Annotated in this window: 6 protein-coding genes (1 of these 6 running past the window's edge); 2 read left to right on the top strand and 4 right to left on the bottom strand. The window is 70.9% G+C overall.

Features of this window, described 5'->3' with window-relative positions; genetic code table 11:
- The 4 genes from RDV84_RS14440 to RDV84_RS14455 all read right to left on the bottom strand — a co-directional run.
- Positions 1–17,883 carry the 5' portion of a non-ribosomal peptide synthase/polyketide synthase gene (locus tag RDV84_RS14440; protein ID WP_309150738.1) on the bottom strand. 9,966 nt of this gene lie to the left of the window's left edge, so 17,883 of the gene's 27,849 nt are visible here — the first part of the coding sequence; it begins with the start codon at positions 17,881–17,883; the stop codon falls past the left edge of the window.
- Positions 17,884–18,009: 126 nt separating this feature from the next.
- Positions 18,010–18,975, bottom strand: coding sequence for a TauD/TfdA family dioxygenase (locus RDV84_RS14445; RefSeq protein WP_309150739.1), 966 nt, complete (start codon positions 18,973–18,975; stop codon positions 18,010–18,012).
- A 202-nt stretch (positions 18,976–19,177) separates the two neighbouring features.
- A complete protein-coding gene (locus RDV84_RS14450; RefSeq protein WP_309150740.1) occupies positions 19,178–20,917 on the bottom strand; it encodes an ABC transporter ATP-binding protein in 1,740 nt (579 codons plus the stop codon).
- A 768-nt stretch (positions 20,918–21,685) separates the two neighbouring features.
- Positions 21,686–23,206, bottom strand: a complete 1,521-nt coding sequence (locus RDV84_RS14455) for a hypothetical protein (RefSeq protein ID WP_309150741.1) — start codon at positions 23,204–23,206, stop codon at positions 21,686–21,688.
- A 472-nt stretch (positions 23,207–23,678) separates the two neighbouring features.
- On the opposite strand from RDV84_RS14455, the gene RDV84_RS14460 reads away from it, so the two are divergent.
- Together RDV84_RS14460 and RDV84_RS14465 are read left to right on the top strand one after the other, a co-directional pair.
- Positions 23,679–24,281 (top strand): hypothetical protein, encoded by a 603-nt coding sequence (locus RDV84_RS14460; protein ID WP_309150742.1) that lies wholly within the window; start codon positions 23,679–23,681, stop codon positions 24,279–24,281.
- Between the two features lie 151 nt (positions 24,282–24,432).
- Positions 24,433–25,650, top strand: a complete 1,218-nt coding sequence (locus tag RDV84_RS14465; RefSeq protein WP_309150743.1) for a S1 family peptidase — start codon at positions 24,433–24,435, stop codon at positions 25,648–25,650.
- The last annotated feature ends 303 nt before the right edge of the window (positions 25,651–25,953 follow it).

Consider the following 25,953-nt stretch of genomic DNA (forward strand, 5'->3'; position numbering starts at 1 on the left):
CGCCGCTTCGCTGCGCGCCTGGATGCGGTCGCCGGCGCCGAGCAGGCGCGCGCGCGCGGCGGCCACCGGTTCACCCTCGACCAGCGCGCGCAGCGCGTCGGTTTCCGGCTGCAGGTGATCGTTCGGCACCCCGGTCAGGCGCAGGCCGTCGCCGCGCTCGCGCAGCAGGAGCGCGAGCGCGTCGCCGTCCTGCAACGCCGGCGTCCACGCGACGGCCGGCCACGCGGCCGCCGAACGCAGCGGCAGCGGGCCCTTGCGCAGCACGACTTCGTAGCGGTGGCGGCTGAGTTCGTTGCCGTAGCCGCTGCGCTTGGTCTGGATGTCGACCGCGCACACCGTATCGAGGTCCGCGGCCAGCGCGGCGAAGAATTCCGGCGCGACCAGCAGTTCCTTCTCGGCCAGCCGCAGTTGCTCGGCGCGGCGCAGCACGGCGGCGGTGTCGGTGTCGTCGTCGCTCTGGTGCAGGGCGATCGCGGTGGCGAAGCTGCGCTGCAGGCGCAGGTTGCGCACGTCGCCCAGGTACAGCGCGCCGCCGGGCGCGAGCAAGCGCATCGCCTGGCGGATGGTTTCGGCCAGGTACTCGCCGTTGGGGAAATACTGCAGCACGGAGTTGATCACGATCGCGTCGAAGCGCTCGCCCGGCGCCAGGCCGGCGTCGAGGCCGTCCATGTCGTGGGCCGGACGCGCGTACAGCGCGACCTTGCCGGCCAGCGCCGGCTGCTGCGCGACTTCCGCGCGCAGGCGCTCGACCGTGGCCGCCGACAGGTCGGTGCCGTGGTAGGCGCGCACGTGCGGCGCCACCTGCGACAGGATCAGGCCGCTGCCGACGCCGATTTCCAGCACCCGCTCGGGCTTGAGTTCGAGGATCCGCTCGACCGTGCGCGCGCGCCATTCGCGCATCTGTTCCAGCGCGATCTCGCTGCCGTCGTAGCTGCTGTTCCAGCCGTGGAAGTTCTCGCCGAAGGCGTAGGCGCCGTCGAGCGCCTTGTCGCCGTACAGGTCCTGGTAGATGGTTTCCCACTCGCCGATCTGGCGCGCCTCGCGGTCTTCGTCGCGCGCGTCGGGTTCGCGTTCCAGCACCACGTAGCCGACCAACTGCTTGTGGCCGGGCACGTCCTCGCGCGCGACCACGATCGATTGCGCCACCGCCGGATGGCGTTGCAGCGCCGATTCGATCTCGCCCAGTTCGATGCGGAAGCCGCGGATCTTGACCTGATGATCGACGCGGCCGAGGAATTCGAGCTGGCCCTCGCGGTTCCAGCGGGCGAGATCGCCGCTGCGGTACATGCGCTCGCCGGGCGCGAACGGATCGGCGACGAAGCGCTCGGCGGTCAGCGCGGCGCGGCCGAGATAGCCGCGCGCCAGCCCGGCGCCGGCCAGGTACAGCTCGCCGGCCACGCCGGCGGGCACCGGCTGCAGGCCGGCGTCGAGCACGTACACGCGCGCGCCGCGGATCGGCGCGCCGATCGGCGCATCGACCGCGCCGGCCAGCGGCGCGCTCATGGTCGCGCACACCGTGGTTTCGGTCGGGCCGTAGGCGTTGGTCATGCGGCGGCCGCGCGACCAGGCCTCCACCAGCGGCGGTGCGCAGGCTTCGCCGGCGACGATCAGGTCGCGCAACTGCGGCACGGCATCGGGTTCCAGCACCGGCAGCGCCGCCGGCGGCAGGGTCGCGTGGGTGACGCCGTGCTCGCGCATCAGCGCGGTCAGCGCCTCGCCCGGGCGCACCTGTTCGGCGTCGCCCATCACCAGCGCGGCGCCCGACAGCAGCGCCATGCACAGTTCCCAGAACGCGGCGTCGAAGCTCAGCGAGGCGAACTGCAGCACGCGCGCGCCGGGTCCGAGGTCGAACGCGGCGGTCTGCGCGGCCAGCAGGCTCGGCACGCCGGCATGGCTCACCACCACGCCCTTGGGCCGGCCGGTGGAGCCGGAGGTGTAGATGACGTAGGCGGCCTGCTGCGGCGAGACGATGCGTCCGCGCGGCGCGTCCACGGCTTGCGCGGCCAGCGCCTGCACGGTCTGCGCGGCGTCGAGCAGCCACGGCGCGACGCCGTGCTCGGGCAGGCGCGCTTCGATCTCGCGCCGGCTGATCAACAGCGCCGGCCGGGCGTCGGCGAGCATGTAGGCCAATCGATCCGGCGGATAATCCGGGTCCAGCGGCAGATAGGCCGCGCCGGCCTTGAGCGCGCCGAGCGCGGCGACCACCATGTCCGGCGAACGCGGCAGGGCGATGGCGACGCGGTCCTCGGCGCCGATGCCCTGCGCGATCAGCGCATGGGCGACGCGGTTGGCGCGGCGGTCGAGTTCGGCATAGCTCCAGCGCTGGTCGCGGTACAGCAGCGCCGGCGCGTCGGGATCGCGCGCGACCTGGCGTTCGAACAGCTCGATGATGCTGGCCGCTGCCGGCGCGGCGACGCCGTCGCTGGCGCGCTGGCGCAGGCCGGCGCGTTCGTCGGCGTCGAGCAGGTCGATGTCGGCGATCCTGCGCGCCGGATCGGCGCAGGCCGCGTCGAGCAGCCGCAGCAGGCGCTGCCACAGGCCGAGCACGCTGGACTCGTCGAACAGGTCGCTGGCGTATTCGAGGGTGCCGGCCATTCCGGCCGGCGCGCCGTCGGCGTGGTGGCGTTCGTTGAGGCTGAAGAACAGGTCGAACTTGGCGGTGCGGAAGTCGGCCGGATGGTCCGATACCTCCAGCCCCGGCAGTTCAAGCACGGCTTGTTCGATGTTCTGCAACACCAGCCCGACCTGAAACAGCGCGTGGTGCGCGGTCGAGCGCACCGGGTTGAGCAGTTCCACCAGCCGTTCGAACGGTGCGTCCTGGTGGGTGTAGGCGGCCAGCGCGGTGGCGCGCACGCGGCCGAGCAGGGTGGCGAAGTCCGGGCGGCCGGACAGGTCGGTGCGCAGCACCAGGGTGTTGACGAAGAAGCCGACCAGTTCGTCCAGCGCCTGGTCGTTGCGTCCGGCGATGGCGCTGCCGACCGCGATGTCCTCGCCCGCGCCGAGCCGGTGCAGCAGCGCCGACAAGCCGGCCTGCAACACCATGAACAGGCTCGCTTCGTGCTGGTGCGCCAGACCCAGCAGGCGCGCGTGCAGCGATGCGTCGATCTGCAGCTTGCATTGCCGGCCGCGCAGGCTGGCGATGGCCGGACGCGGCCGGTCGGTCGGCAGCTCGATGCGCTCGGGCAGGCCGGCGAGTTGTTCGCGCCAGTAGTCGAACTGCTGCGCGATCAGGCTGTCGGCGTCGGCTTCGCTGCCGAGCAGGCGCTGCTGCCACAGGGTGTAGTCGGGGTATTGCACCGGCAGCGGCGCCCACTCCGGCGCCTGCCCGCGCAGGCGCGCGGCATAGGCGCGGCCGAGATCGCGCGCCAGCGGCGCCAGCGAGGAACCGTCGCCGGCGATGTGGTGCAGCACCACCAGCAGCACGTGCTCGTCTTCGCTGGCGCTGAGCACGCTGATGCGCAGCGGCAGCTCGGCGGCGAGGTCGAACACGTGCAGCGCGCGGCCGTGCAGTTCGCGTTCCAGCGTGCGCGCGTCCACGCGCACGAATTCGAGCGCGTTGCCGGCGTCTTCGGCGGCGATCACCTGCTGGCAGGGCGCGCCGTCGAGGTCCGGGAACAGCGTGCGCAGGCTTTCGTGGCGGGCCAGCACGTCGGCCACGGCGGCGTCGAACGCGGCGCGGTCCAGGCGGCCGCGCAGGCGCAGCGGCATGGACAGGTTGTAGGCCGCGCCGGCGCCTTCGCGCGCGCTGTCGTGGCCGGATTGGCGCTCGAACTGCTGGATGAACCACAGTCGGCGCTGCGCATAGGACAGCGGCAGCCGCGGCGGCCGCGCCTGCGGGCGCAGCGGCGGACGCGCGCTGTGCGCGCCGGGCAGCGCCTGCGCCAAGGCTTCGACGGTCGGCGCTTCGAACAATGCGCGCAGCGGCAGTTCCACCGCCAGTTCGGCGCGGATGCGGCTGACCAGGCGGGTGGCGAGCAGCGAATGGCCGCCGAGGGCGAAGAAGTGGTCGTCGATGCCGACCTGTTCCATTCCCAACACTTCGGCGAACAACGCGCACAGCAGCGCTTCGCGCGCGTCGCGCGGGCCGCGGCCGGCGCCGGCGGCGAACTCGGGCGCCGGCAGGGCCTTGCGGTCGAGCTTGCCGTTGGGCGTCAGCGGCAGCGCGTCGAGCGCCACCACCGCGGCGGGCAGCATGTAGTCGGGCAGGTGCGCGGCCAGTCGCCGGCGCAGCGTGGCCGCATCGACGGTCTCGGCGCTGGCGACGTACGCCACCAGTTGCTTGTGGCCCGGCGCGTCTTCGCGCAGCAGCACCGCGTTGCGCGGATAGCCCGTCTGCGCGAGCACGGCTTCGATCTCGCCGAGCTCGATGCGGAAACCGCGCAGCTTGACCTGGCTATCGACCCGGCCCAGGCAATCCAGGCGGCCGTCGGCGCGGAAGCGGGCGAGGTCGCCGGTGCGGTACATGCGCGCGCCGGGCTCGAACGGATGGGCGACGAAGCGCTCGGCGGTCAGCGCGGCGCGTTCGTGATAGCCGCGCGCCAGGCCGTCGCCGGCGAGGTACAGCTCGCCGGCGACGCCCGCCGGCACCGGCTGCAGATGCGCGTCGAGCACGTAGACGCGGGTGTTGTCGAGCGGGCGGCCGATGCCGACGGGCGCGCCGTGCTCGACCCGGTCGAGCAGCGACCACACCGTGGTTTCGGTGGGGCCGTAGACGTTCCACAGCGCGCCGGCGTCGGCGCTGAGATAGTCGGCCAGGTCCGGCGGCAGCGCCTCGCCGCCGCACAGCAGGCGCATCGACGCGCGCGCGCGCCAGCCGTGGCTGCGCAGCATCTGCCAGGTGGCGGGCGTGGCCTGGATCAGCTGCGGCGACGCCTGTTCGATCTGCGCGGCCAGCCGCTGCGCGTCGCCGGCGGTCTCGCGGTCGAGCAGGCGCACGCAACCGCCCACCCACAGCGGCAGGTACAGCTCCAGACCGGCGATGTCGAACGAGATCGGCGTCAGCGCGAGCAGGCGCTCGCCCGCGGCCATGCCCGGGCTGCGCGCCATCGAGCGCAGGAAATTGGCCAGCGCGCTTTGCTCGACGGTCACGCCCTTGGGGCGGCCGGTCGAGCCGGAGGTGTAGATGGTGTAAGCGGCGCCGCGAGACTGGATCGGCGCGCACCCGGCGTCGTCGCCGGGGTTGTGCGCGGGCGCGCGTTCGATCGCCGCGCGGGTCTGCGGGTCGTCGAGCCGCACTGCGCCGGCGCGCGGGCCGACGATGGCGGCGGTCGCGGCGTCGACGATCACCGCCGCCGGCTTGGCGTCGTCGAGCATGTAGGCGATGCGCTCGGCCGGATAGTCCGGGTCCACCGGCACGTAGGCGGCCCCGCTCTTGAGCACGGCGAGCAGGGCGATCGGCAGCTCGGCCGAACGCGGCAATGCGATCGCCACGCGGTCGCCGGCGCCGATGCCGCGCGCGCCGAGCACGTGCGCGAGCCGGTTGGCGGCGGCGTTGAGCGCGGCGTAGTCGAGTCGGCCGCCGGCATGTTCCAGGGCGATGGCGTGCGGCGTCGCCGCGGCCTGCCGCTCGAAGCGCTGCGGCAGCAGTTCGTCCGTGGCGACGTCCGGGCCACGGCTCCAGTCGCCGAGCAAGCGCGCGCGCTCGCTGTCGGCCAGCACCGGCAGTTCGGATAGACGCAGGCGCGGATCGGCGGCGACCGCGTCGAGCACGCGCTGCAGGCGCTCGGCCAGCCGTTCGATGGTGGCGGCGTCGAACAGGTCGCTGGCGTATTCCAGCCGGCCGAATAAGCCGGCGGCGCTGCCGTCGCCGTGGCGGTGTTCGGTCCAGTCGAAGCTGAGGTCGAACTTGGCGTTTTCCAGCTGCAGCGGTTGCGCGCCGACTTCCAGCCCGTCCCAGGCCGGCAACTGCGCGTCCTGGGTCTGCAAGGCCATCAGCACCTGGAACAAGGGGTGATGCGACAGCGAACGGGTCGGCTTGATCGCATCGACCAGTTGCTCGAACGGCAGGTCCTGGTGCTCGTAGGCGCCCAGGTCGGTATCGCGCACGCGCGCCAGCAGGGTCTGGAAACTCGGATTGCCCGAGGTGTCGGTGCGCAGCACCAGTGTGTTGAGGAACACGCCGATCAGCTCGTCGAGGCCGTCCTCGCCGCGTCCCACGATGGGACTGCCGAGCACGATGTCCTCGCCCGCGCCGAGGCGGCTGAGCAGCGCCGCCACGGCCGCCTGCAGCAGCATGAACAAGCTGGCGTGGTGGGCGCCGGCGCGGTCCAGCAGCCGCTGATGCAACTCGGCCGGGACATGGAAGCCGACGCTGCCGCCGCGGTAGCTCACCTTGGCCGGACGCGGCCGGTCGGTGGGCAGGGTCATCTGTTCGGGCAGATCGGCCAGCTGGCGTTTCCAGTAGTCCAGCTGGCGCGCGCCGCGGCTGTGCGGGTCCTGGACATCGCCGAGCAGCTGGCGTTGCCACAGGCTGTAATCGGCGTACTGCAACGGCAGCGGCGCCCACGCCGGGGCCCGGCCGGCGCGGCGCGCGGCATAGGCCTGCGCGAGGTCGCGCGCCAGCGGCCGCATCGATACCGCGTCGGCGACGATGTGGTGCAGCAACAACGACAGCACATGCTCGCCCGCGCCGAGGTCGAACAGATCCGCGCGCAGCGGCAGCTCGCGGCCCAGGTCGAAGGCGTGGCCGGCGGCGCGCAGCAGGTCGTCGGCCAGACGCGCGTCGTCGCTGGCGTGCAGCGTCAGCGGCACTTCGGCCTGCTGCGGCGACAGGATCCGCTGCAGCGGTCGCTCGCTGTCGGGGAAGATCGTGCGCAGGCTTTCGTGGCGCGCGGCCAGATCGCCGAGCGCGGCGCGCAGGGCGGCGACGTCGAGTTCGCCGCGCAGGCGCAGTGCGACGGTGACGTTGTAAGTGGAGCTGGCGCCTTCGAGCTTGTGCAGGAACCACAGGCGCTGCTGTGCGTACGACAGCGGCAGGTCGTCGGGCCGCGCTTGCGGACGCAGCAGCGGACGCGGCGCCTGCTCCGGCTCCAGCCGCTGCGCCAGTTGCGCCACTGTGGGCGCTTCGAACAGGTGCCGGATCGGCAGTTCCACCTGCAGGCGCGAGCGCAACATGCCGGTCAGACGGATCGCCAGCAGCGAGTGCCCGCCGAGTTCGAAGAAGTTTTCGTCGATGCCGACCCGGTCGCGGCCCAGCAACTGCGCGAACAGCTGGCACAGCAGTTCCTCGCGCGGATTGCGCGGCGGATTCAGCGCGCGGGCGCTCTGGGCGGGCGCCGGCAAGGCCTTGCGATCGAGCTTGCCGTTGGCGTTGAGCGGCAGCGCGTCCAGGGCGACGAACGCGGCCGGCAGCATGTAGTCGGGCAGGCGCTGGCCGAGCCGCGCGCGCAGCGGCGCGACGTCGAGCTCGGGCGCGACCACGTAAGCCACGAGCTGCGCCAGACCGTTGCCGTCCTCGCGCGCGACCACCACGTTCTGGGCGAAGCCGGCCAGCGCCAGCGCGGCTTCGATCTCGCCCAGCTCGATGCGCAGGCCGCGGATCTTGACCTGATGATCGGTGCGACCGAGGTAGTCGAGCTGACCGTCGGTACGCCAGCGCGCCAAGTCGCCGGTGCGGTACATGCGTTGGCCCGGCGCGAACGGATTGGCGATGAAGCGTTCGGCGGTCAGGCCGGGGCGATGCAGATAGCCGCGCGCCAGGCCGGTGCCGGCGAGATACAACTCGCCCGGCACGCCTTGCGGCACCGGCCGCAGCGCCGCGTCGAGCACATAGGTCTGGGTGTTCCAGATCGGCGCGCCGATCGGCACCGCGCTGCCGGCGGTTTCGTCGCGGCAGGTCCAGGCGGTGACGTCGATGGCGGCTTCGGTCGGGCCGTAGAGGTTGTGCAGCGGGCGGTCGAGGGTTTGGCGCAGGCGTTCGCGCAAGGCGCCGGACAGGGCTTCGCCGCTGCAGACGATGCGGCGCAAGCTCGTGCAGGTCGAGGCGGCCGGATCGTGCAGGAAGGCTTCCAGCATCGACGGCACGAAGTGCAGGGTGGTGACGCCGTGGCGATTGATCGCTTCGGCGAGATAGGCCGGATCGCGATGGCCGCCGGGGCGCGCCATCACCAGGCGCGCGCCGTACAGCAGCGGCCAGAAGAACTCCCACACCGATACGTCGAAGCTGAAGGGCGTCTTTTGCAGGACCACGTCGTCGTCGCACAACGCGTAGGCGTGTTGCATCCAGGCGAGGCGGTTAACCAAGGCTTCGTGGGTGTTCGGCGCGCCCTTGGGCTTGCCGGTGGAGCCGGAGGTGTAGATCACATAGGCCGGATGTAGCGGTGCGAGCGTGCCGCGCCATTGGCCGTCGCCCTGCTCTTCGCCGGACTCGCCGAGCAGGCAAGCCTGCAGCTGCGCATCGTCGAGTTGCCAACGCGGTACCGTCGTCGCTGGCAGCGCGATATCGCTGCGCGTGATCAATCGCAGCGGTTGCGCGTCTTCGAGCATGAACGCCAGCCGGTCGGCGGGGTAATCGGTATCCAAGGGCAGATACGCGGCGCCGGCCTTGAGCACGGCGAGCAGGGCGACGACGAGTTCGGCCGAGCGCGGCAGGGCGATGGCGACGATGCTTTCCGGGCCCGCGCCGTGGGCGATCAGGCGTTGCGCGAGGCGGTTGGCGCGGGCGTTGAGTTCGGCGTAGCTGAGCTGGGCGTCGTCGCCGACCACGGCGAGCGCGTGCGGAGTCAGCGCCGCCTGTCGTTCGAACAACTCCGGAATCGTCGCGGCCGCAAGCGGTTGCGCGGTGTCGTTCCATTCGCCGAGCACCTGTCGGCGCGCCGGGGCATCGAGCAATTCCAGCCGGCCCACGCGCAGTTGCATATCGCCGGCGAAGGCTTCCAGAATGCGCTCGTAGCACTGCTCGATGCGCTCGACCTGCGCGTCGTCGAACAGGTCCGGACGATAGCTGATGCGCAGGTGCAGGCGTTCGCCCGGCACCAGCAGCAGGCCGAGCGGATAATGCGACATGTCGCCGCCGCGGCCGCCTTCGGCCAGGCGCACGCGCAGGGAACCGGGCTCGTCGTTGTCGAGGAAGCGCCGGTCCTGGGCCTCGAGCTGGTAGTTCTCGAACACCAGCAAGGTATCGAACAAGGCCTGCTGGCCCAATTCGGCCAACAGTTCGGTCAGGCCGAGGTGATGCGCGCCGAGCAGGCGCGACTGGCCGTCCTGCAAGTCGTCGAGCAGCTCGCCCAGGGTCCGTGCAGGGTCGATGCGCAGGCGCAGCGGCAGGGTGTTGACGAACAGGCCGACCATGCGGTCCATGCCGGCCAGTTCCGGCGGGCGGCCGGAGACGGTGATGCCGAAGCAGACGTCCTGCTGGCCGGTGGCTTGCGCCAGCAACAACGCCCAGGCGCCTTGCAGCAAGGTGTTGATGGTCAGGCCGCGGCGGCGCGCCTGCGCTTCCAGCCGGGCGGTGAGTTCGGGCGAGAAATCGCGCCGGCGCGTGCGTGGTACGACCGGCTGCGCGGCGGCCTGCGGCGCGATCAGGCAGGGCTCGCCGAAGCCCTGCAACGCTTCGCGCCACGCAGCGAGTGCGGCCGCTCGATCCTGCGCCGCGATCCAGCGCAGATAGTCGGCGTACGGCGCGACCGCGGGCAGGGACGAGGCATCGGCGCGCGCGTGGTACAGGTTGAACAACTCCTGCAGCAACACCGGCACCGACCAACCGTCGAGCAGGATATGGTGATGGGTGAAGACCAGACGGTGGTCGCTCTCGCCCAGGCGCACCAGGCTGAAACGCAGCAGTTGCGCCTGCGCCGGATCGACCGGCCGCGCCAGGTCTTCGCGCAGGAAGTCGTGCAGCGCCTGTTCGCGCAGATGCGCGGGCACGGCGCCCAGATCGCGGCGTTGCCAGCACAGCGACGGCGTGCGAGGCAGCAGCTGCAGCGGCGGCTGCGCATCGAGCTGGACGAAGGCCGCGTCCAGGTGCGGATAGCGCGACAAGACCTCGCCCGCCGCGCGTTCCAGCGCGCCGGCGTCGAGCGGACCGTCCAGCGCGAACACCATCTGCACCAGATAGGCGTCGGCCGCGTCTTTGTCGTACAGCGCATGGAACAGCATGCCCTGCTGCAACGGCGCCAGCGGCAGGATGTCGGCCAGCGGCCGCGCCGCTTCGAGCGTGGCGATGGTGTCCTGGTCCAGCGTCAGCAGCGACAGGTCCGACGGAATCAGGCCGGCGGCATCGCCGCGCGCGGAATCCGCGATCAGCGCCTGCAGGCAATCGAACCACGCCTGGCCCAAGGCCCGGATGTCGTCGGCCGCGAACAGCTCGCCGGCATAGGACCATGCCGCAATGAGTTCGGCGCCGTCGGCGCGGTCGAGCACGATGGCGTCGAGCGCGATCGCATGGCCGAGAGGACGGCGCGGATCGTCGCCGCCGCCGAACTGTTCCTCCTCGCCGTGCGCGGCGGCGAAGCGGCCCAGATAATTGAACGCCAACTGCGCCGCGGGCGCGGCGCCGAGCGCGGCGTCGCCGGCCAGGTGGCGCAGCACGCCGTAGCCGAGGCCGCGGTCGGGGATCGCGCGCAGTTGTTGCTTGACCCGGCGCAACGCGTTGCCGAGGCCGGGCCCGCCGTCGCTCGGGCGGGCGAGGTCGATCTGGCCCGGATCGAGCGCGACCGGGTACAGGCTGGTGAACCAGCCGACCGTGCGCGACAGGTCGACGTCGTCGAACACATCCTCGCGGCCGTGGCCTTCGACTTCGAAGCGCACCGCCGATCCGGCCTGCGCGCCGCGGTTGCGGCGCCATCCGGCCACGGCCAACGCGAACGCGGTCAGCAGTACGTCGTTGACGGTGGCGCGGTAGGCCGCCGGGACTTCGCCGAGCAAGCGGACCACCGCGTCGCCGGCCAGGCGCAGGCGCAGCTCGCGCCGCGTGGCCACGGTGTCGCGGCCGGGGTCCAGCGGCCGCGCGGCGAGCGTCGGGTCGGGCGTGGCGGCGATATCGCGCCACAAGCCGAGTTCGCCGTTGCGCCGCCCCGCATCGGCGTCTTGCTGCAGCAGTCCGGCCCAGCGCCGCAGCGATGTGCCGACCGCGTCGAGCGTCGGGGTCCGGCCTTTCAACGCGGCCTCCCACGCCTGCTGCAGATCGGGCAGCAGGATGCGCCAGGACACGCCGTCGACGGCGAGGTGGTGAACGATCAGGCACAGACGGCCAGGACGGTCCGCGCCACGGTCGCCCCAGATCGCCTGCACCAGCTTGCCTTGGTGAGGATCGAGCCGGGTCGGTGCGTCGGCTGCGGCGTGTTCGAAGTTATCGCGGCTGATGTCGGCGTCGTCGAGCGCGATGCGGGTCAGGCACGACGCGGCATCGACCGCGCCGATGGCGGCGATCGAGGCATGGTGCCGACCGTCGTGCGCGATCAGGCGTAAGCGCAGCGCATCGTGGCGGTCCAACAGCGCCTGCAGCGCGGCGAGCATCGCCGCTTCGGTCATGCCGGCGGGCACCTCGATCCGCTGCGACTGATGCAAGCGCGCGAGTGGGCCGCCCTGGGCGACGAACCCGCGCATGATCGGCAGCAAGGGCAGGTCGCCGAGCGCCTGGTCGGCGGTCTGCGCCGGCGCCGCCGGCTGCGTCGCGAGCTCGCGCGCGGCGACTTCCGCCGCCAGCGCCTCGACTCGGGGATGCTTGAAGATGTCGCGCGGCGCCAGCGCGATGCCGCGCTTGCGCGCGCCGGCGACCAGCCGGATCGCGCGGATGCTGTCGCCGCCCAGTTCGAAGAAGCTGTCGTCGATGCCGACCCGGTCGAGCCCGAGCGCGTCGGCGAACAATTCGCACAGCAACGCTTCGCTCGGGTTGCGCGGCCCGCGCAGGCTGCCGCTGTGGAAGTCCGGCGCCGGCAGCGCCTTGCGGTCGAGTTTGCCGTTGCCGGTAAGCGGCAATGCGTCCAGCGCCACGAACGCGGCCGGCACCATGTAGCCGGGCAGGCGCGCGCCGAGTTGTTGCTGCAGCGCGGCGCTGTCGATCTCGGCGGCGACGAGGTAGGCCACCAGTTGCTTCTGCCCGGACTGGTCCTCGCGCACGATCACCGCATTGCCGGCGAAGCCGAGCTGGGCCAGCGCCGCTTCGATCTCGCCCAGTTCGATGCGATAGCCGCGGATTTTCACCTGCTGGTCGATGCGGCCGAGGTACTCGAGTTCGCCGTCCGCGCGCCAGCGCGCCAGGTCGCCGGAGCGGTACATGCGCTGGCCGGGCGCGAACGGATTGGCGACGAAGCGCTCGGCGGTCAGGCCGGGACGGTGCAGGTAGCCGCGCGCGAGGCCGTCGCCGGCGATGTACAGCTCGCCGGCGGCGCCGACGACCTGCGGTTGCAGGTTCGCGTCGAGCACGTACAGCTGGGTGTTCCAGATCGGGCGGCCGATGGCGACGCCGCCGGCCGGGTCTTCGTCCCCGCGCGCCTGATAGACGCAGCAGCCGACGGTGGCCTCGGTCGGGCCGTATTCGTTGAGCAGGCGGACTTGCGGATGGTGCTGTTGCCAATAGGCCAGATCGGCCTGCATCAGGGCTTCGCCGCCGAGCAGCAACGCCCGCGCCGGCGCCGGCGCGCCGGCTTCGAGGTTGGCGTTGAGCAGCTTGAGATGCGCGGGGGTGAGTTTCAGCAGCTCGTAGCCGCCCGCGGGCAATTCGGCGGTGAGCCGGGCGAAGTCGCCGTCGAGCGCGGCCAGGGTCAGCGGCTGGCCGGCCAGCAGCGGGCCGAACAACACGGTGACGCTGCCGTCGAACGCGGCCGACAGCGTGGTCGCCGAGCCGTTGCCGTCGCCGTTGAAATAGGCGTGGCCGCTCCAGGCGAAATAGTGCGCGGCGGAGCGGTGCGAGACCATCACGCCCTTGGGCTTGCCGGTCGAGCCGGAGGTGTAGATCACATAGGCCGGATGCAGCAGTTCCAGCGCGCGCGGGCGGTCGGCGTTGCCCGGGTCGTCGCTGCGGCTCTGCGCGAGGCGGTCCTGCAGTTCGGCCGTATCCAGCGCGCACAGCGGCGCGTTCGCCGCGAACAGGTGCGCGGACGCGCTGTGGACGATCACCCGCACCGGCCGCGCGTCGTCGAGCACCACCGCCAGACGCTCGGGCGGATTGCCGAGGTCGAGCGGCAGGTAGGCGGCGCCGGCCTTGACCACCGCCAGCAGAGCCACGATCAGATCGAGCGACGGCGGCAGCGCGACCGCAACCACCGATTCCGGGCCCGCGCCGTCGGCGATCAGCAGGTGCGCCAGGCGGTTGGCGCGTCGGTTGAGTTCGGCGAAGTCGAGCCGTTGCGCACCGCAGATCGCCGCGACCGCCGTCGGCGTGCGCGCGACCTGGGCCTCGAACAGCGCCGGCAGGGTGGCCGCGTCGAAGGGCTGCGCGGTGTCGTTCCACTCCTGCAGCAGGCGCCGGCGTTCGCCGGCGTCCATCAGTTCGATGGCTTCGATCGGTTGGCCGGCGTCGGCGACGACCGCGCGCAGCATGCGTTCGAGATGCTGGGCGAACGACTGCGCCGTGGCTGCGTCGAACAGATCGGTGGCGTATTCGACGAAGCCTCGCAGCCCGGCCGGGCGGCCGTCGGCGTGCTCGTGTTCGGCCAGTTCGAAGCTCAGGTCGAACTTCGCCGTCGGCATGTCGAACAGTTGTTCGCTGCTGCGCAGCCCCGGCAGTTCCAGGCGGTGGCCTTGCGCTTTTTGCAAGACCAGCATCACCTGGTAGAGCGGATGGTGCGACAGCGAGCGCTGCGGGCTCAGCGCGTCGACCACTTGCTCGAACGGCAGCGCCTGGTGCTCGTACGCGGCGAGGTCGGTCGCGCGCACCCGCGCAAGCAATTCGTCGAAACGCGGATTGCCCGAGGTGTCGGCGCGCAGCACCAGCGAGTTGAGGAACAGGCCGACCAGCCCGTCCAGGGCCGGATCGGCGCGGCCGGCGACCGAGCTGCCGATCGGGATGTCGGTGCCTGCGCCCAGCCGGGTCAGCAGCGCCGCCAGCGCCGCGTGCAGCACCATGAACAAGGTGCAGTCGTGCCGCTGCGCGAGCGCCAGCAGGCGGGCGTGCAATTCGCCGTCGAGGCTCCACAGCAGGTGCTGGCCGCGATAGCTGATCTCGGCGGGACGCGGGCGATCGTAGGGCAGGCTCAGCTGCTCGGGCAGATCGGCCAGGGCTTGCCGCCAATACGCCATTTCGCGCGCGTGAACGCTGTCCGGGTCGTGCGGATCGCCGAGCGCGGCGCGTTGCCACTGGGTGTAGTCCGCGTATTGCACCGGCAGCGCCTGCCAGTGCGGAGCGCGCTGCTGCAACCGCGCGGCGTAGGCGTCGGAGAGATCGCCGGTCAGCGGTGCCAGCGATGCGCCGTCGCCGGCGATATGGTGCAGCAACAACAGCAGCACGTGCCGTTCCGCGCCGAGCCGGAATACGGTGGCGCGCAGCGGCAGTTCGCGGCTGAGGTCGAAGGGGCGCATCACCGCGGCGTCGAGCGCGGCCTGCAGCTCCGTTTCGGCGAGTTCGACCAGCGCGAGCTCGACTTCGGCCTGCGCCAGCACCTGCTGGCAGGCGCGATCGGTCGCCGGGAAAACGGTGCGCAGGCTTTCGTGGCGCTGGACCAGGTCGTTCAGCGCCGCCTGCAGCGCGGGGACTTGCAACGGGCCGTCGAGGCGCGCGGTCAACGGAATATGGTAGGTCGCGCTGGGCCCTTGCAGCTGGTGCATGAACCACAGCGTGCGCTGCGCGTGCGAGAGCTCCAGCCGCTCCGGCCGCGGCAACGGCCGCAACGGCGGGCGTTCGCCGCGGGCCGCGCGCAATCGTGGCGCCAATGCGGCCGGCGTACGTGCTTCGAACACGTCGCGGATCGACACCTCGGCGCGCAGCGTCGCGCGGATCGCGCCGATCAGGCGCAGCGCCAACAGCGAATGTCCGCCGAGTTCGAAGAAATTGTCGTCGGCGCCGACCTCTTCCAATCCGAGCGTCTGGGCGAACAGCGCTATCAGCGCGGCTTCCTCGGGCGTGGCCGGCGCGCGCCGCGCGCCGACGGCGAAGGTCGGCGCGGGCAGGGCCTTGCGGTCGAGTTTTCCGTTGGCGTTGAGCGGCAGCGCGTCCAGGGCGACGAACGCGGCCGGCAGCATGTAGTCGGGCAGGCGCTGGCCGAGCTGCGCGCGCAGCGGCGCGACGTCGAGTTCGGGCGCGACCACGTAGGCCACCAGCTGCGCCAGACCGTTGCCGTCCTCGCGCGCCACCACCACGTTCTGGGCGAAGCCGGCCAGCGCCAGCGCGGCCTCGATCTCACCCAACTCGATGCGCAGGCCGCGGATCTTGACCTGATGGTCGGTGCGGCCGAGGTAGTCGAGCTGACCGTCGGTACGCCAGCGCGCCAAGTCGCCGGTGCGGTACATGCGTTGGCCCGGCGCGAACGGATTGGCGATGAACCGTTCGGCGGTCAGGCCGGGGCGATGCAGATAGCCGCGCGCCAAACCGGTACCGGCGAGGTACAACTCGCCCGGCACGCCCTGCGGCACCGGTCGCAGCGCCGCGTCGAGCACGTAAGTCTGGGTGTTCCAGATCGGCGCGCCGATCGGCACCGCGGTGCCGGCGGTTTCGTCGCGGCAGGTCCAGGCGGTGACGTCGATGGCGGCTTCGGTCGGGCCGTAAAGGTTGTGCAGCGGGCGGTCGAGGGTCTGGCGCAAGCGCTCGCGCAGGGCGCCGGACAGGGCTTCGCCGCTGCAGACGATGCGGCGCAAGCTCGTGCAGGTCGCGGCCGCCGGATCGTGCAGGAAGGCTTCCAGCATCGACGGCACGAAGTGCAGGGTGGTGACGCCGTGCCGGTTGATGACGTCGGCGAGATAGGCCGGATCGCGATGGCCGCCGGGACGCGCCATCACCAGACGCGCGCCGTACAGCAGCGGCCAGAAGAACTCCCACACCGATACGTCGAAGCTGAAAGGCGTCTTTTGCAGGACCACGTCGTCGTCGCGCAACGCGTAGGCGTGCTGCATCCAGGCGAGGCGATTGACGAGGGCTTCGTGGGTGTTCGGCGCGCCCTTGGGCTTGCCGGTGGAGCCGGAGGTGTAGATCACATAGGCCGGGTGCAGCGGCGCGAGCGTGCCGCGCCATTGGCCGTCCTGCGCGTCGTCGCCGAGCTCACCGTGCAAGCAAGCCTGCAGCTCCGCATCGTCGAGTTGCCAACGCGGTACCGTCGTCGCCGGCAGGGCGATATCGCTGCGCGTGATCAATCGCAGCGGTTGGGCGTCTTCGAGCATGAACGCCAGCCGGTCGGCGGGGTAATCGGTATCCAAGGGCAGATACGCGGCGCCAGCCTTGAGCACGGCGAGCAGGGCGACGACGAGCTCGGCCGAACGCGGCAGGGCGATGGCGACGATGTTTTCCGGGCCCGCGCCATGGGCGATCAGGCGCTGCGCGAGGCGATTGGCGCGGGCGTTGAGTTCGGCGTAGCTGAGCTGGGCGCCGTCGCCGACCACGGCGAGCGCGTGCGGAGTCAGCGCCGCCTGTCGTTCGAACAGCTCCGGAATCGTCGCGGCCGCAAGCGGTTGCGCGGTGTCGTTCCAATCGCCGAGCACTTGCCGGCGTTCGTCGGCGTCCAGCAGCTCGATCTCGGCCAGCGGCCGCGACGGCTCCGCCAGCGCGCGTTCGACGAACAGCAGCAGGCGCGAGGCGTGACGGGCGATGTCCTCGTCGCTGTACGACTCGTCGTTGCCGTCGACGTTCAGCACGCAACTGGCCTGGCCCGGCTCGCCCTGCAGGGTGACCGAGAAGTCGTGGACCAGTCCGTTGGACAGCGAGTGCAGCGTCGCCGGATGGCCGTCGAGCGCGCATTCGTAATCGAACGGCATGATGTTGATGCGCGGCCCGAACGCGCTGGCCGGGGCCGCGCGCATGTGCTGGATGTCCTTGCCGCGGAAGTGCTGGTGCTTGAGCACGCGCAGGATTTCGCGGCCGCAGCGCGCGGCCAGCCCGGCCAGGGATTCGTCCGCCTGCAGGCCCAGGCGCACCGGCAATACATTCGCGGTGGTGCCCGGCACATGGCGCAGCTGCTTGGCGCGCGCGGCCACCGGGAAATCGAAGGTGTCGACCTTGCCGCCGCTGATCCGGTACAGGTAGGCCGCGACCGCGGCGGTCATCAGTTGCGGCCACTTGCTGTCGCGGGTCTGCGCCGCCATCAGCGCGGCGGCCAGCGATGGCGGAATCGGCAGCGAGCAGCGCCGGAACGTGCTGGTGCGGGCGAGCGGGCGGCCGCTCAGCGCGGTGGTTTCGGGCAGATTGCGCGCGTAGTCGCGCCAGAACGCCTGATCGCGCCGGCAGCGGTCGGACTCGCGGTAGTCGCGGTCGTCGTCCAACAGGGCGGAGATGCCGCCAAGATCGCTGGCCGGAATCTCCTCGCCGCGGCACAGCGCAGTGTAAATCTGCGCGACGCGGACGATGTCCAGCGACGAGCCCGCGCCGTCCAGGACGATGTGGTGGTAGCGCTTGTACCACAGATAACGTTCTTCGCCGAGCTTGAACACGATGTAGTCGAACAGCCGCGACGAACGCAGGTCGAACACGCGCCGCATGTCGGCGCGCATCGCCGACAGCGCGGCCTGGAAAGGCTGTTCGTGCGCGGACAGGTCCACCGTCTCGAACGGCAGGGCGGGCGCTTCGCCGATGCATTGCAGCGGCCCGTCCGGGCCGTCGAGGAAACGCAGGTGCAGCGCGTCGGTTTCGGCGACGAAACGGCGCAGCGCCTGCTCGAACCGGACGAGGTCCAGCGGTCCGCCGATATCGAGGTAGCCGCAGCTGTGGTAGAGCCAGTTGTCGGCATCGAGTGCCTGGGCGAACCACATTTCCGACTGCGCCGACGACAGAGGGCGCAAACCGCGTTGCGTTTCTTTATTCATGATTGCACCGATTGCAGCGCGGCATGACGGGGATGCGCCGGCAAGCCCGCCCAGCCTCGAACGAAGTCGTGCGCCGGCCGCTCGGCCAGGACGGGGCCGGCGAACGTTCGCACCGCGGATCAGCGGCTAGCCCGGCAGGTGGCCGGAATAGGGGTTGCTGAGGGTGACGGCGATTTTTCGCGGGCCGCTGAACGTGCGCCGCCCGTGCGCGAACTGCATGTTGTCCAGCAGCAGCACGTCGCCGCGTTGCCACGCGACGTCGTAGGCCTTCCGGTTCAGGCCGTCGCGCACGGCCTGGAGGACGTCGGCGGGAATGTCGCTGCCGTCGCCGAAGAACGACTGCCGCGGCAGTTGATCGGCGCCGAACATGTCGATCATCGATTGCGCCGTGTCCTCGCCCAGGGACGAGACATGGAACAGGTGCGCCTGGTTGAAGAACAGCTTTTCGCCGGTGACCGGATGGGTGGCCACGCCCTGGCAGACTTGGCCGGTGCGCAGGGTTTCCTCGTCGAGCCACTCGTGCTCGATGCCGGCGCTGTCGCAGAACCGCGCCACCTCGGCCTTGTCGTCGGTTTGGAACACCGTTTCCCACGGCAGGTCGACATAGGGACGGTAGTGGCGCACGTACTTGACCTGGCGATGTTCGAACTCGTCCATCAGCCCGGCGCCGATCGCCTGGGTGGCCTCGCGCATGGACGCGATCGGGGTGGCGCCGCCGACGTCGGCCGGGGTCAGGCAGCAGAACGCCACCAGCATCGGCCAGTCGCGCTGGTAGGCGTTTTCGCAATGCAGGGGAATTTCCTGCGATTGCGGGAACTCGGTCGCGGTGAACACGCCGCCGCCCAGCGACGTGCGCGGGGTCGAGCGATAGGTGTAGTTGAGCCGCGCGTTGCCGATCTGGTCGGCGACCGCGCCGAACTTCTCCACGCTGTCGACGGCGAATCCGCGGAACAGCAGGGCGCCGTGTTCGAGCAAGTCGTCTTTGATCTCGCTCGCGCGCTCGGCCAGCAGCGCGGCGAGATCGCAATGGGCATGGGCGGGCGTGACCAGCAAAGGAGCGGGCACGTCGCCGTCCAGCCGCTTTCTATTCATGTCCATATGCCTACCGGAAGTAAGTGAAGATTTCGAGGAAAAAGCGGCCACTCGACGCGGCCCTCGCGGGAGGGGCGTCTGGCTCTGGTCTGTATGCGGACCGCGTTTCAGCCGCGGCGCGCGAGGCGTCGCGACGGCGCGCGGTCCTGTGGGGGCGGGCGAAAAGGCGCGTGGATCATCGAAGGAATCGGAGCCCGGGGGCTCAGCCGGCCTCCATCGGTTCGGCCTCGACCGGTTGCTGGAACTGGCGCTGCACCAGGCGCGCGTAATAGGGATGGCTGGCGAGCAGTTCGCCGTGGTTGCCGATGCCGGAGATGCGGCCGGCTTCGAGGAAGCAGATGCGCTGCGCGTGGATCACCGTGGACAGGCGGTGGGCGACGATGATGTTGGTGCGCCCGCGCATCAGCGCTTCCAGCGCCAGCCGCACCTGGTGCTCGGTCTCGCTGTCGAGGTTGGAGGTGGCCTCGTCGAGGATCAGCAGATCCGGATCGCGCAGGAACATGCGCGCGATGGCGATGCGCTGGCGCTGGCCGCCGGACAGGTTGTTGCCCTGTTCGATCAGCACGGTGTCCAGGCCCTGCGGCATGCGTTCGATGAAGTCGAGCGCGCCGGCGCGCTCGGCCGCCGAGCGCACCTGGGCGTCGGTGAATTCGCCGGACAGGCCATAGGCGATGTTGTCGCGCACGCTGCCGGGCATGACCGGCGCGCTCTGCGCCACGTAGCCGATGCCGCCGCGCCACTGCTGCAGCGGGTAATCGGCGATCGGGCGGCCGTCGTAGAGGATCTGGCCAGAACTGGGTTCGTAGAAGCGCTCGATCAGCGACAGGATCGTGGTCTTGCCGCTGCCGCTGGCACCGACCAGGGCGGTGGTGGTGCCCGGCTCGAACAACAGGTCGATGCCGTTGAGCACGGTGGTGTCGCGGCCGGCGTAGGCGAAGGAGACGTTGCGGAACTCCAGCACGCCGCCGGGGCTGTGCGGCGCGGGTTGGGCGCTGTTTTTTTTCTCTTCCTCGGCTTCGTCGAAGATCGCCGCGATCCGCACCGAGGCGCCCTTGGCTTTCTGCAATTCTGCGGTGAAATTGGTCAGCTGCGCGAGCGGATTGACCACGTTGAAGATGTACAGGATGAAGGCGGTGAGCGTGCCGACGCTGATCTCGCCGGCCGCGACGCGCGCGGCGCCGTAGACCAGGATGATGATGATCGCCATGGTCATCGCCAGGCTCATCACCGGTTCCAGCGCCACGTTCACGCGCGCGGTCTTCAGTCCCAGGCGCTTGAGGTCTTCGATCTCCGCCACGCTGCGCCGGCGCTCCTGCGCCTCGGCGGTGAACGCCTTGACCAGGCGGATTTCCTGGAAGATGTGGGTGAGGATGCCGCTGATCCGGGCGACGCGGTCCTGGGTGCGGCGCGAGAGTCCGTCGAGCAGGAACGCGATCGGGATCATCACCGCGAAGGCGGCGACGACCGAGCCGAGCAGAGTGAGGGTCAGCGGCACGTCCAGCAACAGCAGGACCACGACCGACCCGGCCAGCAGCAGCACGCCGGTGACCAGGTTGACGGTCTGCTTGGTGATCAGCTCGGAAATCGCTTCGCAATCGCGGATCACGCGGCTGACGCGCTCGCCGCTGCTTTCCTTGTCGAAGGACGCGACCGGCAGTCGCAGCAGCTTCTCGACCAGGGCGGCGCGCAGTTCCGCCACCACCTGGTAGCCGATGCGCGCGAGCATATAGGCCGACAGCGCGCCCGCGGCGGCGCCGCCGACCAGCGCCGCGGCCACCAGCAGCACCTGCTGCAGTTCGATGCCGCCGCCGTCGAAGCGGTCGATCAGGTGCTTGGTCTGGATCGGGAACCACAGCGAACCGGCGACCGACGCCAGCGCGGCGAGCAGGGCGACGGACGATGCCGCAACCGACGGCCGCCCGCGACGGATCAGTCGCCACAAATGATTCCGGGTTGTCTGCTGTTCGCTCACTGTTTGGCCTTGATCGCGGAACGCGGCGAAAGTAGCAAGGCCACGCAATATCGATTGTGTTGCGATGCACGTATTGCGGTAAACGCGATCCAAATGCCGTTGCATGGATACGAACGCGATGCGAATGCGTCATGCGGATGACGCGGGAACGACGCGTGCGTGGCCGCCGCATTTCACGGAAATTTACGGGTTATGGCGAAAGACGGACAGGTCATCGGATCTCGACCGCAAAGCGCGTCACAGCCGCGATGACATTCGTCATGCGCATGATGGTGACAACAGGACAGGTAGCGCTTCGCGCATGCGGACAGGCTCGATTCGCGAGCGCATGCAGCGATGCGCAGACAAGTCGCGCTGCGTCGAACACGCGAGTTCAGCTGTCCTTTGGGGTAGTGAAGACGCATGGCCTGCATTCATGCCGATGAACCAGTCACTGCGGACGGCGCTGCGCATTCGCTCGAGGCATCGCGCTGGCGCGAGTTCTTGCCGGGATCGAAACCGATGATGGTGCGCTACGAAAAGTTGTGCCGATGGGCAAGGCCGGTTCGCGCCGGCCTCCAGCCTGCGAAAGCGTAGCCGCGCCGGTCGAATTTCCTGTGTTTCGCGCGGATTGCGCGACCATTCGCGCGAGCGATGCATTTCGGCGGCCCCGTCGGCTTGGGCTGCGCGAGAGCTTTATCCGGATTTTCGCGGACTAAGGCCGATTGCGGCCAGGTGCGGCGCGGACCGCAGTGCGCCTCAGTCGCCGCGCTGCGTCGCCAGGCTGTCCCAGATCCGGCCCTCGCGTTGTGCGGCGGTGGTGACCGCTTCCACCGCCGGTTCGCCCAGGCGATCGCGCAGTTGCTGCAAATACAAGCTGCGCGGCGCGACCGCGCGGCCGGCGGATTCGACGATCCCCGCCGGTTCCTCGGGCGGAAACTTCGCCGCGCCTGTCGCGCCCGCCGGGCCCACCGCCCAGTTCATCGCGAACGGCGGCGCCTGCACCAGGTAATGCGGATGCTCGACGTTCCAGAACAACTGCTGCGCACCGGCCCAGCCGTGTCCGGTTCCGCTGGCGCGCCGGTTCTGCGCGCGCAGCAGGCCGCCGCGGGTGTTGTCGTACAAGGTGCCGGTGGCCCAGCGGTGGTGCGGACCGCTGTCGTTGTTGGCGTTCGCCGCGACGCAGTCCAGGAACACGTTGGGGCCGGGCACGCGCGCGCCGGTGACGAAGGTGTGGCGGCCGCCCTCGCCGTAGCAGCGCTGGGTCAGGTTGAAGGCGGAGTTGCCCTCGTAGACGAACACATAGCGGCGCACGCCTTCGCTCTCGCCGTAGCGCGGATCCAGGTAGGCCAGATCCTCGAAGGTGTTGAAGTGGGCGCCGTTGTGGGTGGCGAAGCCGTGCGAGACGTAGCGGACGGCGACGTTGCGGACCCAGGAGTCGCGCACCGCGGCGAAGCGCACCGCGGTGTAGGGCCCGGTGTCGGGCGTGCCGCGCGCAATGCCGGTCGCGGGATCGCCTTCCAGGCGCAGGTCTTCGATGCCGGCCTGGGCGATGCGCCGCGGGTCGGTGCGATAGACATAGCCGCCGCCGAAGCGTGCGTCGATGGCGTCGACGATGGACGCGTCGAGACTGAGCGTGTTGCCATGCACCGAGGCGACCACGCGCTCGTAGTGCATGACATAGTCCCGCGCCTGCCAGCCATAGCGAGCGGTGTCGATGCCCTCGGCGCCGATCCAGGCGGCATTGGGTTCGCGGACCACGGCGATGCGGTCGCCGGTCTGATAGCCGGCGGCGGAGGCGACCTCGATGCGCATCGCGCCGACCGGCACGTAGGCCGCCGCGATGGCGGTGCGGCGAGGCTGCTGCGCGGCGCGCGGCACGGCCGCTTCGCGGTCGCCCACTTCGACGATCCTGCCTAGGCGCGCGGTGATGGCGGAACGCAGGACGGTGCCGTCCGCGCCGCGCCCTTCGCCGCGCAACACCACGCCGCCGACGCGGATCGCGAGGGTGTCGCTCAGCGCGTATCGCCCGCGGCGCAGCAGCACCGCGCCGCGCAAGCCGCGATGGTCGGCCGGCAGCGCGGCGACCGCGTCGATCGCCGCCTGGATGCGCGGGTGGTCGTCGCCGCTGCCGTCGCCGGGCGCGATGGTCGCGCGCACCGGAATGCTGTCGCGCGCGGGCAAGGCGACGCCGCCGCCCATGTAGCCGGCGCGCGAGAAATCCGGAACGATGTTGCGCGCCCGAGCGGCGCCGCGGTCGCGGTAGAGACCGTAGCGCAAGCGTTTTCCGTCTTCGTCCATGGCGGCCAAGGGCGCGTTCGCGCGTCGGTCGAGCGGGTGTCCGAACTCGTTCGCGCCGGCGTCCGCGGACTCGTGCGCCAAGCCTCTCGCGCCGCAGCCGGCCAGGACGCACAGAAGCGGAAACGCGAAGTATCGGGGCAGGGGAGCCAGGCGCATGCAGCGTCGTTCCGGGTTGCGAAGCGGGTGATGGCGGGCGCGTGATCGGCGTCGCGGTGCGCGCCGCTCCCGACCGTAATCGGTTCGCGCGAGCAGGCAAGTACATTGGCGCGCGCGGCGCGGGTCGGGGCGAAGAATTAGACCACGCGCCGCGGACCTTGCGGAACGCGACGCGACGCCCCGACGCTTGCTCGCAGCGCTCGCGACCGCGCGCGCGGGCAAGCGCGCGGCGGCTTCACGCCTCCGCGCCGCCGCCGTTCCTAGCTTTCAGACCCTGGCCGCGGAGGACCGGCGCATGTGCATGTGGATCATGGTGGGACTGGACGAGTGGATCGTCGTCGATGGACGCGGCAAACGGCAGGACTGGCCGGTGCGGCCGCCGCTCGCGGCGGAGGTGACGGCGAGCCTGGCGACCCACGGCCTGAGCGGCTGCGTCGCGGTGGCGTTGGGCTGGAGCAGCGGCCACATCGGCCTGGGCCACGTCTTTTCCGGCTGCACCGATGGTCAGGGCCAACCGCCGGGGCCGGACACCTGGAACGGCCCGGGCGGTTACCTGGAGCGGCTCGAACACGCGTTGGACGCGAGCCAGGCGGCGATCCCCGGCGCGTCGCAGGACCGCTACCGCGACGCGATGCTGGTCTATTCCGAGGACACGCCCACGCGCACCGTCGAATTGCTGGAGCAGTGGTTGCGCGGAAAAGGCTTCGCGGTCTCGCGCGATGCCGGCCAGGGCGGCCGCGATGTGATCGCCGGGCGCACGCAGGACGAGGACATGAGCGTGGTCGGCAGCGGCATGCATGCGCAGTACTTCGTTTCTTCCGACCTGCACTACGGCCCGGGCGGCCACATGACGGTGTGCGAGGCCTTGTCGAAGCGGGCGATGCCGGCGGATCGCTAGCGTAACCGCGCCCGCTGCGCCCGCCGCGACGACAGCGGCGGCCCCCGCGGGTGCGTCGCGATCGTCGGGCGTGATGCCGTTCCGCGACGTGCGCGAGCGAACCGACGATCATGGCGACTCATCGGAACGTTCCCCAGCAAGGAGGTTGACCATGCCGCACGCGTCTGTCCGCGCATCCGCGCTATCGATCCTGGGCCTGCTCGCGCTGAGCGCGCACACCGCGCATGCGCGCTCGCCCGCGGCGCCGGCCGCGCGGGCTTCGAACCCGGGCGCGGGCGTAGTTGCGGCCGTGCCGCGCGATGCCGAGGTTTCGCCGGATCGGGCGAGGCAACAGTGGCGGGCGCAGCGCGACGCGGTGGCCGGCGAGGCCGCCGCGCGCCGCGCGCTCGGCGAGGATTTCGCCGGTTCCTGGATCGAGAGCGGGCCCGGCGGCGGTTATCGCCTGATCGTGGCCAGTGCGGGGGCCGCGCGCGCGAACGTCGCGGGCGTGGAGATCCGTCCGGTGGCGCGCAACTGGCGCCGATTGCAGGCGTCCAAGCAGCGTTTGGACCAGGCGCTGCAATCGCGCCGGCCCGGTCTGCACAAGCCGTTGACCGGCCTGTACACCTGGCACGTCGATCCGGCCAGCAACCGCGTGGTGGTGCGCATCGCCCGCGATGCGCAGGCGCAGGCGGTCGATTTCGTCGCCGCCAGCGGCGCCGACGCCGACGCGTTGCGTTTCGAATATCTGGACGGCGCACCGCAGACGACCAACTGGATCTTCGGCGGGCTGTCGTACATCACCGCGTACGGCGGCGGCTGCACCGCGGGCTTCGTCGCCTACAAGGCCGGCGTCCCCGGCGTGGTGACCGCCGGGCACTGCGGCAAGGCGCCGGACCGGATCGACGTGGACTGGTCCGGCATCGGCCGCACGCCGTTCGGCCAGTTCGTGCATTCGCGCTTCCCGACCGCCGACCGCGGTTGGATCGCCTCGTCGAGTTCGTTCGCCGTGTCCCCGCAGATCTACGACTGGGCCGGCAACTACATCACCGTCAAGGGTTCGATCGAAGCGCCGGTGGGCGCGACGGTGTGCCGCGCGGGGCCGAAGACCGGCTATCGCTGCGGACAGATCACCGCCAAGCAGGTCACCGTCAACTATCCGCAAGGCGCGGTCTACGGCATGACCGAGAGCAACGCCTGCTCCGGCTTCGGCGATTCCGGCGGGCCGTGGATCGACGGCGGCGGGCAGGCGCAGGGCATCCAGTCCGGCAACCAGGGCAATTCCAGCGCGGGCCACAACTGCGACGCGCCGGCGGCGCAGCGCAAGTCCTGGTTCGATCCGCTCAATTCGATCCTCGCCGAATACGGCCTGGTGTTGACCACGGGCTGAGCGCGGCGCCGCCGGCGGATCGGTCCGATGGCCGGGCCGGTCCGGCGGCAACATCGGGACCCAACGACGGAAGGCGCGCGCCTTCCGTCGTTTTTTCGCGCGCCGGCGTTGCGAACGGCGATCCGCATGCGATCCCCGGAACCGTCCGGCGACCGCCGCGACCGTGCGCGCCCGCGCGTCCGCTAACGGTATACGCCAGTCCGCGGCGATGCCGCGCGTCGCCCTCGCAGCAGCGCCGCCGCGCGTTCCATGCTGCGCCGCGACAATAAAAGCGGCCGGGAAAACGCTTTTTCCATGACTGCG

It is taken from the genome of Lysobacter yananisis (assembly GCF_031199375.1).
Lineage (GTDB): Bacteria > Pseudomonadota > Gammaproteobacteria > Xanthomonadales > Xanthomonadaceae > Lysobacter > Lysobacter yananisis.

Coding starts and splice junctions, on each gene's coding strand:
- RDV84_RS14465 (WP_309150743.1), top strand. CDS start 24,433: ATGCCGCACGCGTCTGTCCGCGCATCCGCGCTATCGATCCTGGGCCTG.
- RDV84_RS14460 (WP_309150742.1), top strand. CDS start 23,679: ATGTGCATGTGGATCATGGTGGGACTGGACGAGTGGATCGTCGTCGAT.
- RDV84_RS14445 (WP_309150739.1), bottom strand. CDS start 18,975: ATGAATAGAAAGCGGCTGGACGGCGACGTGCCCGCTCCTTTGCTGGTC.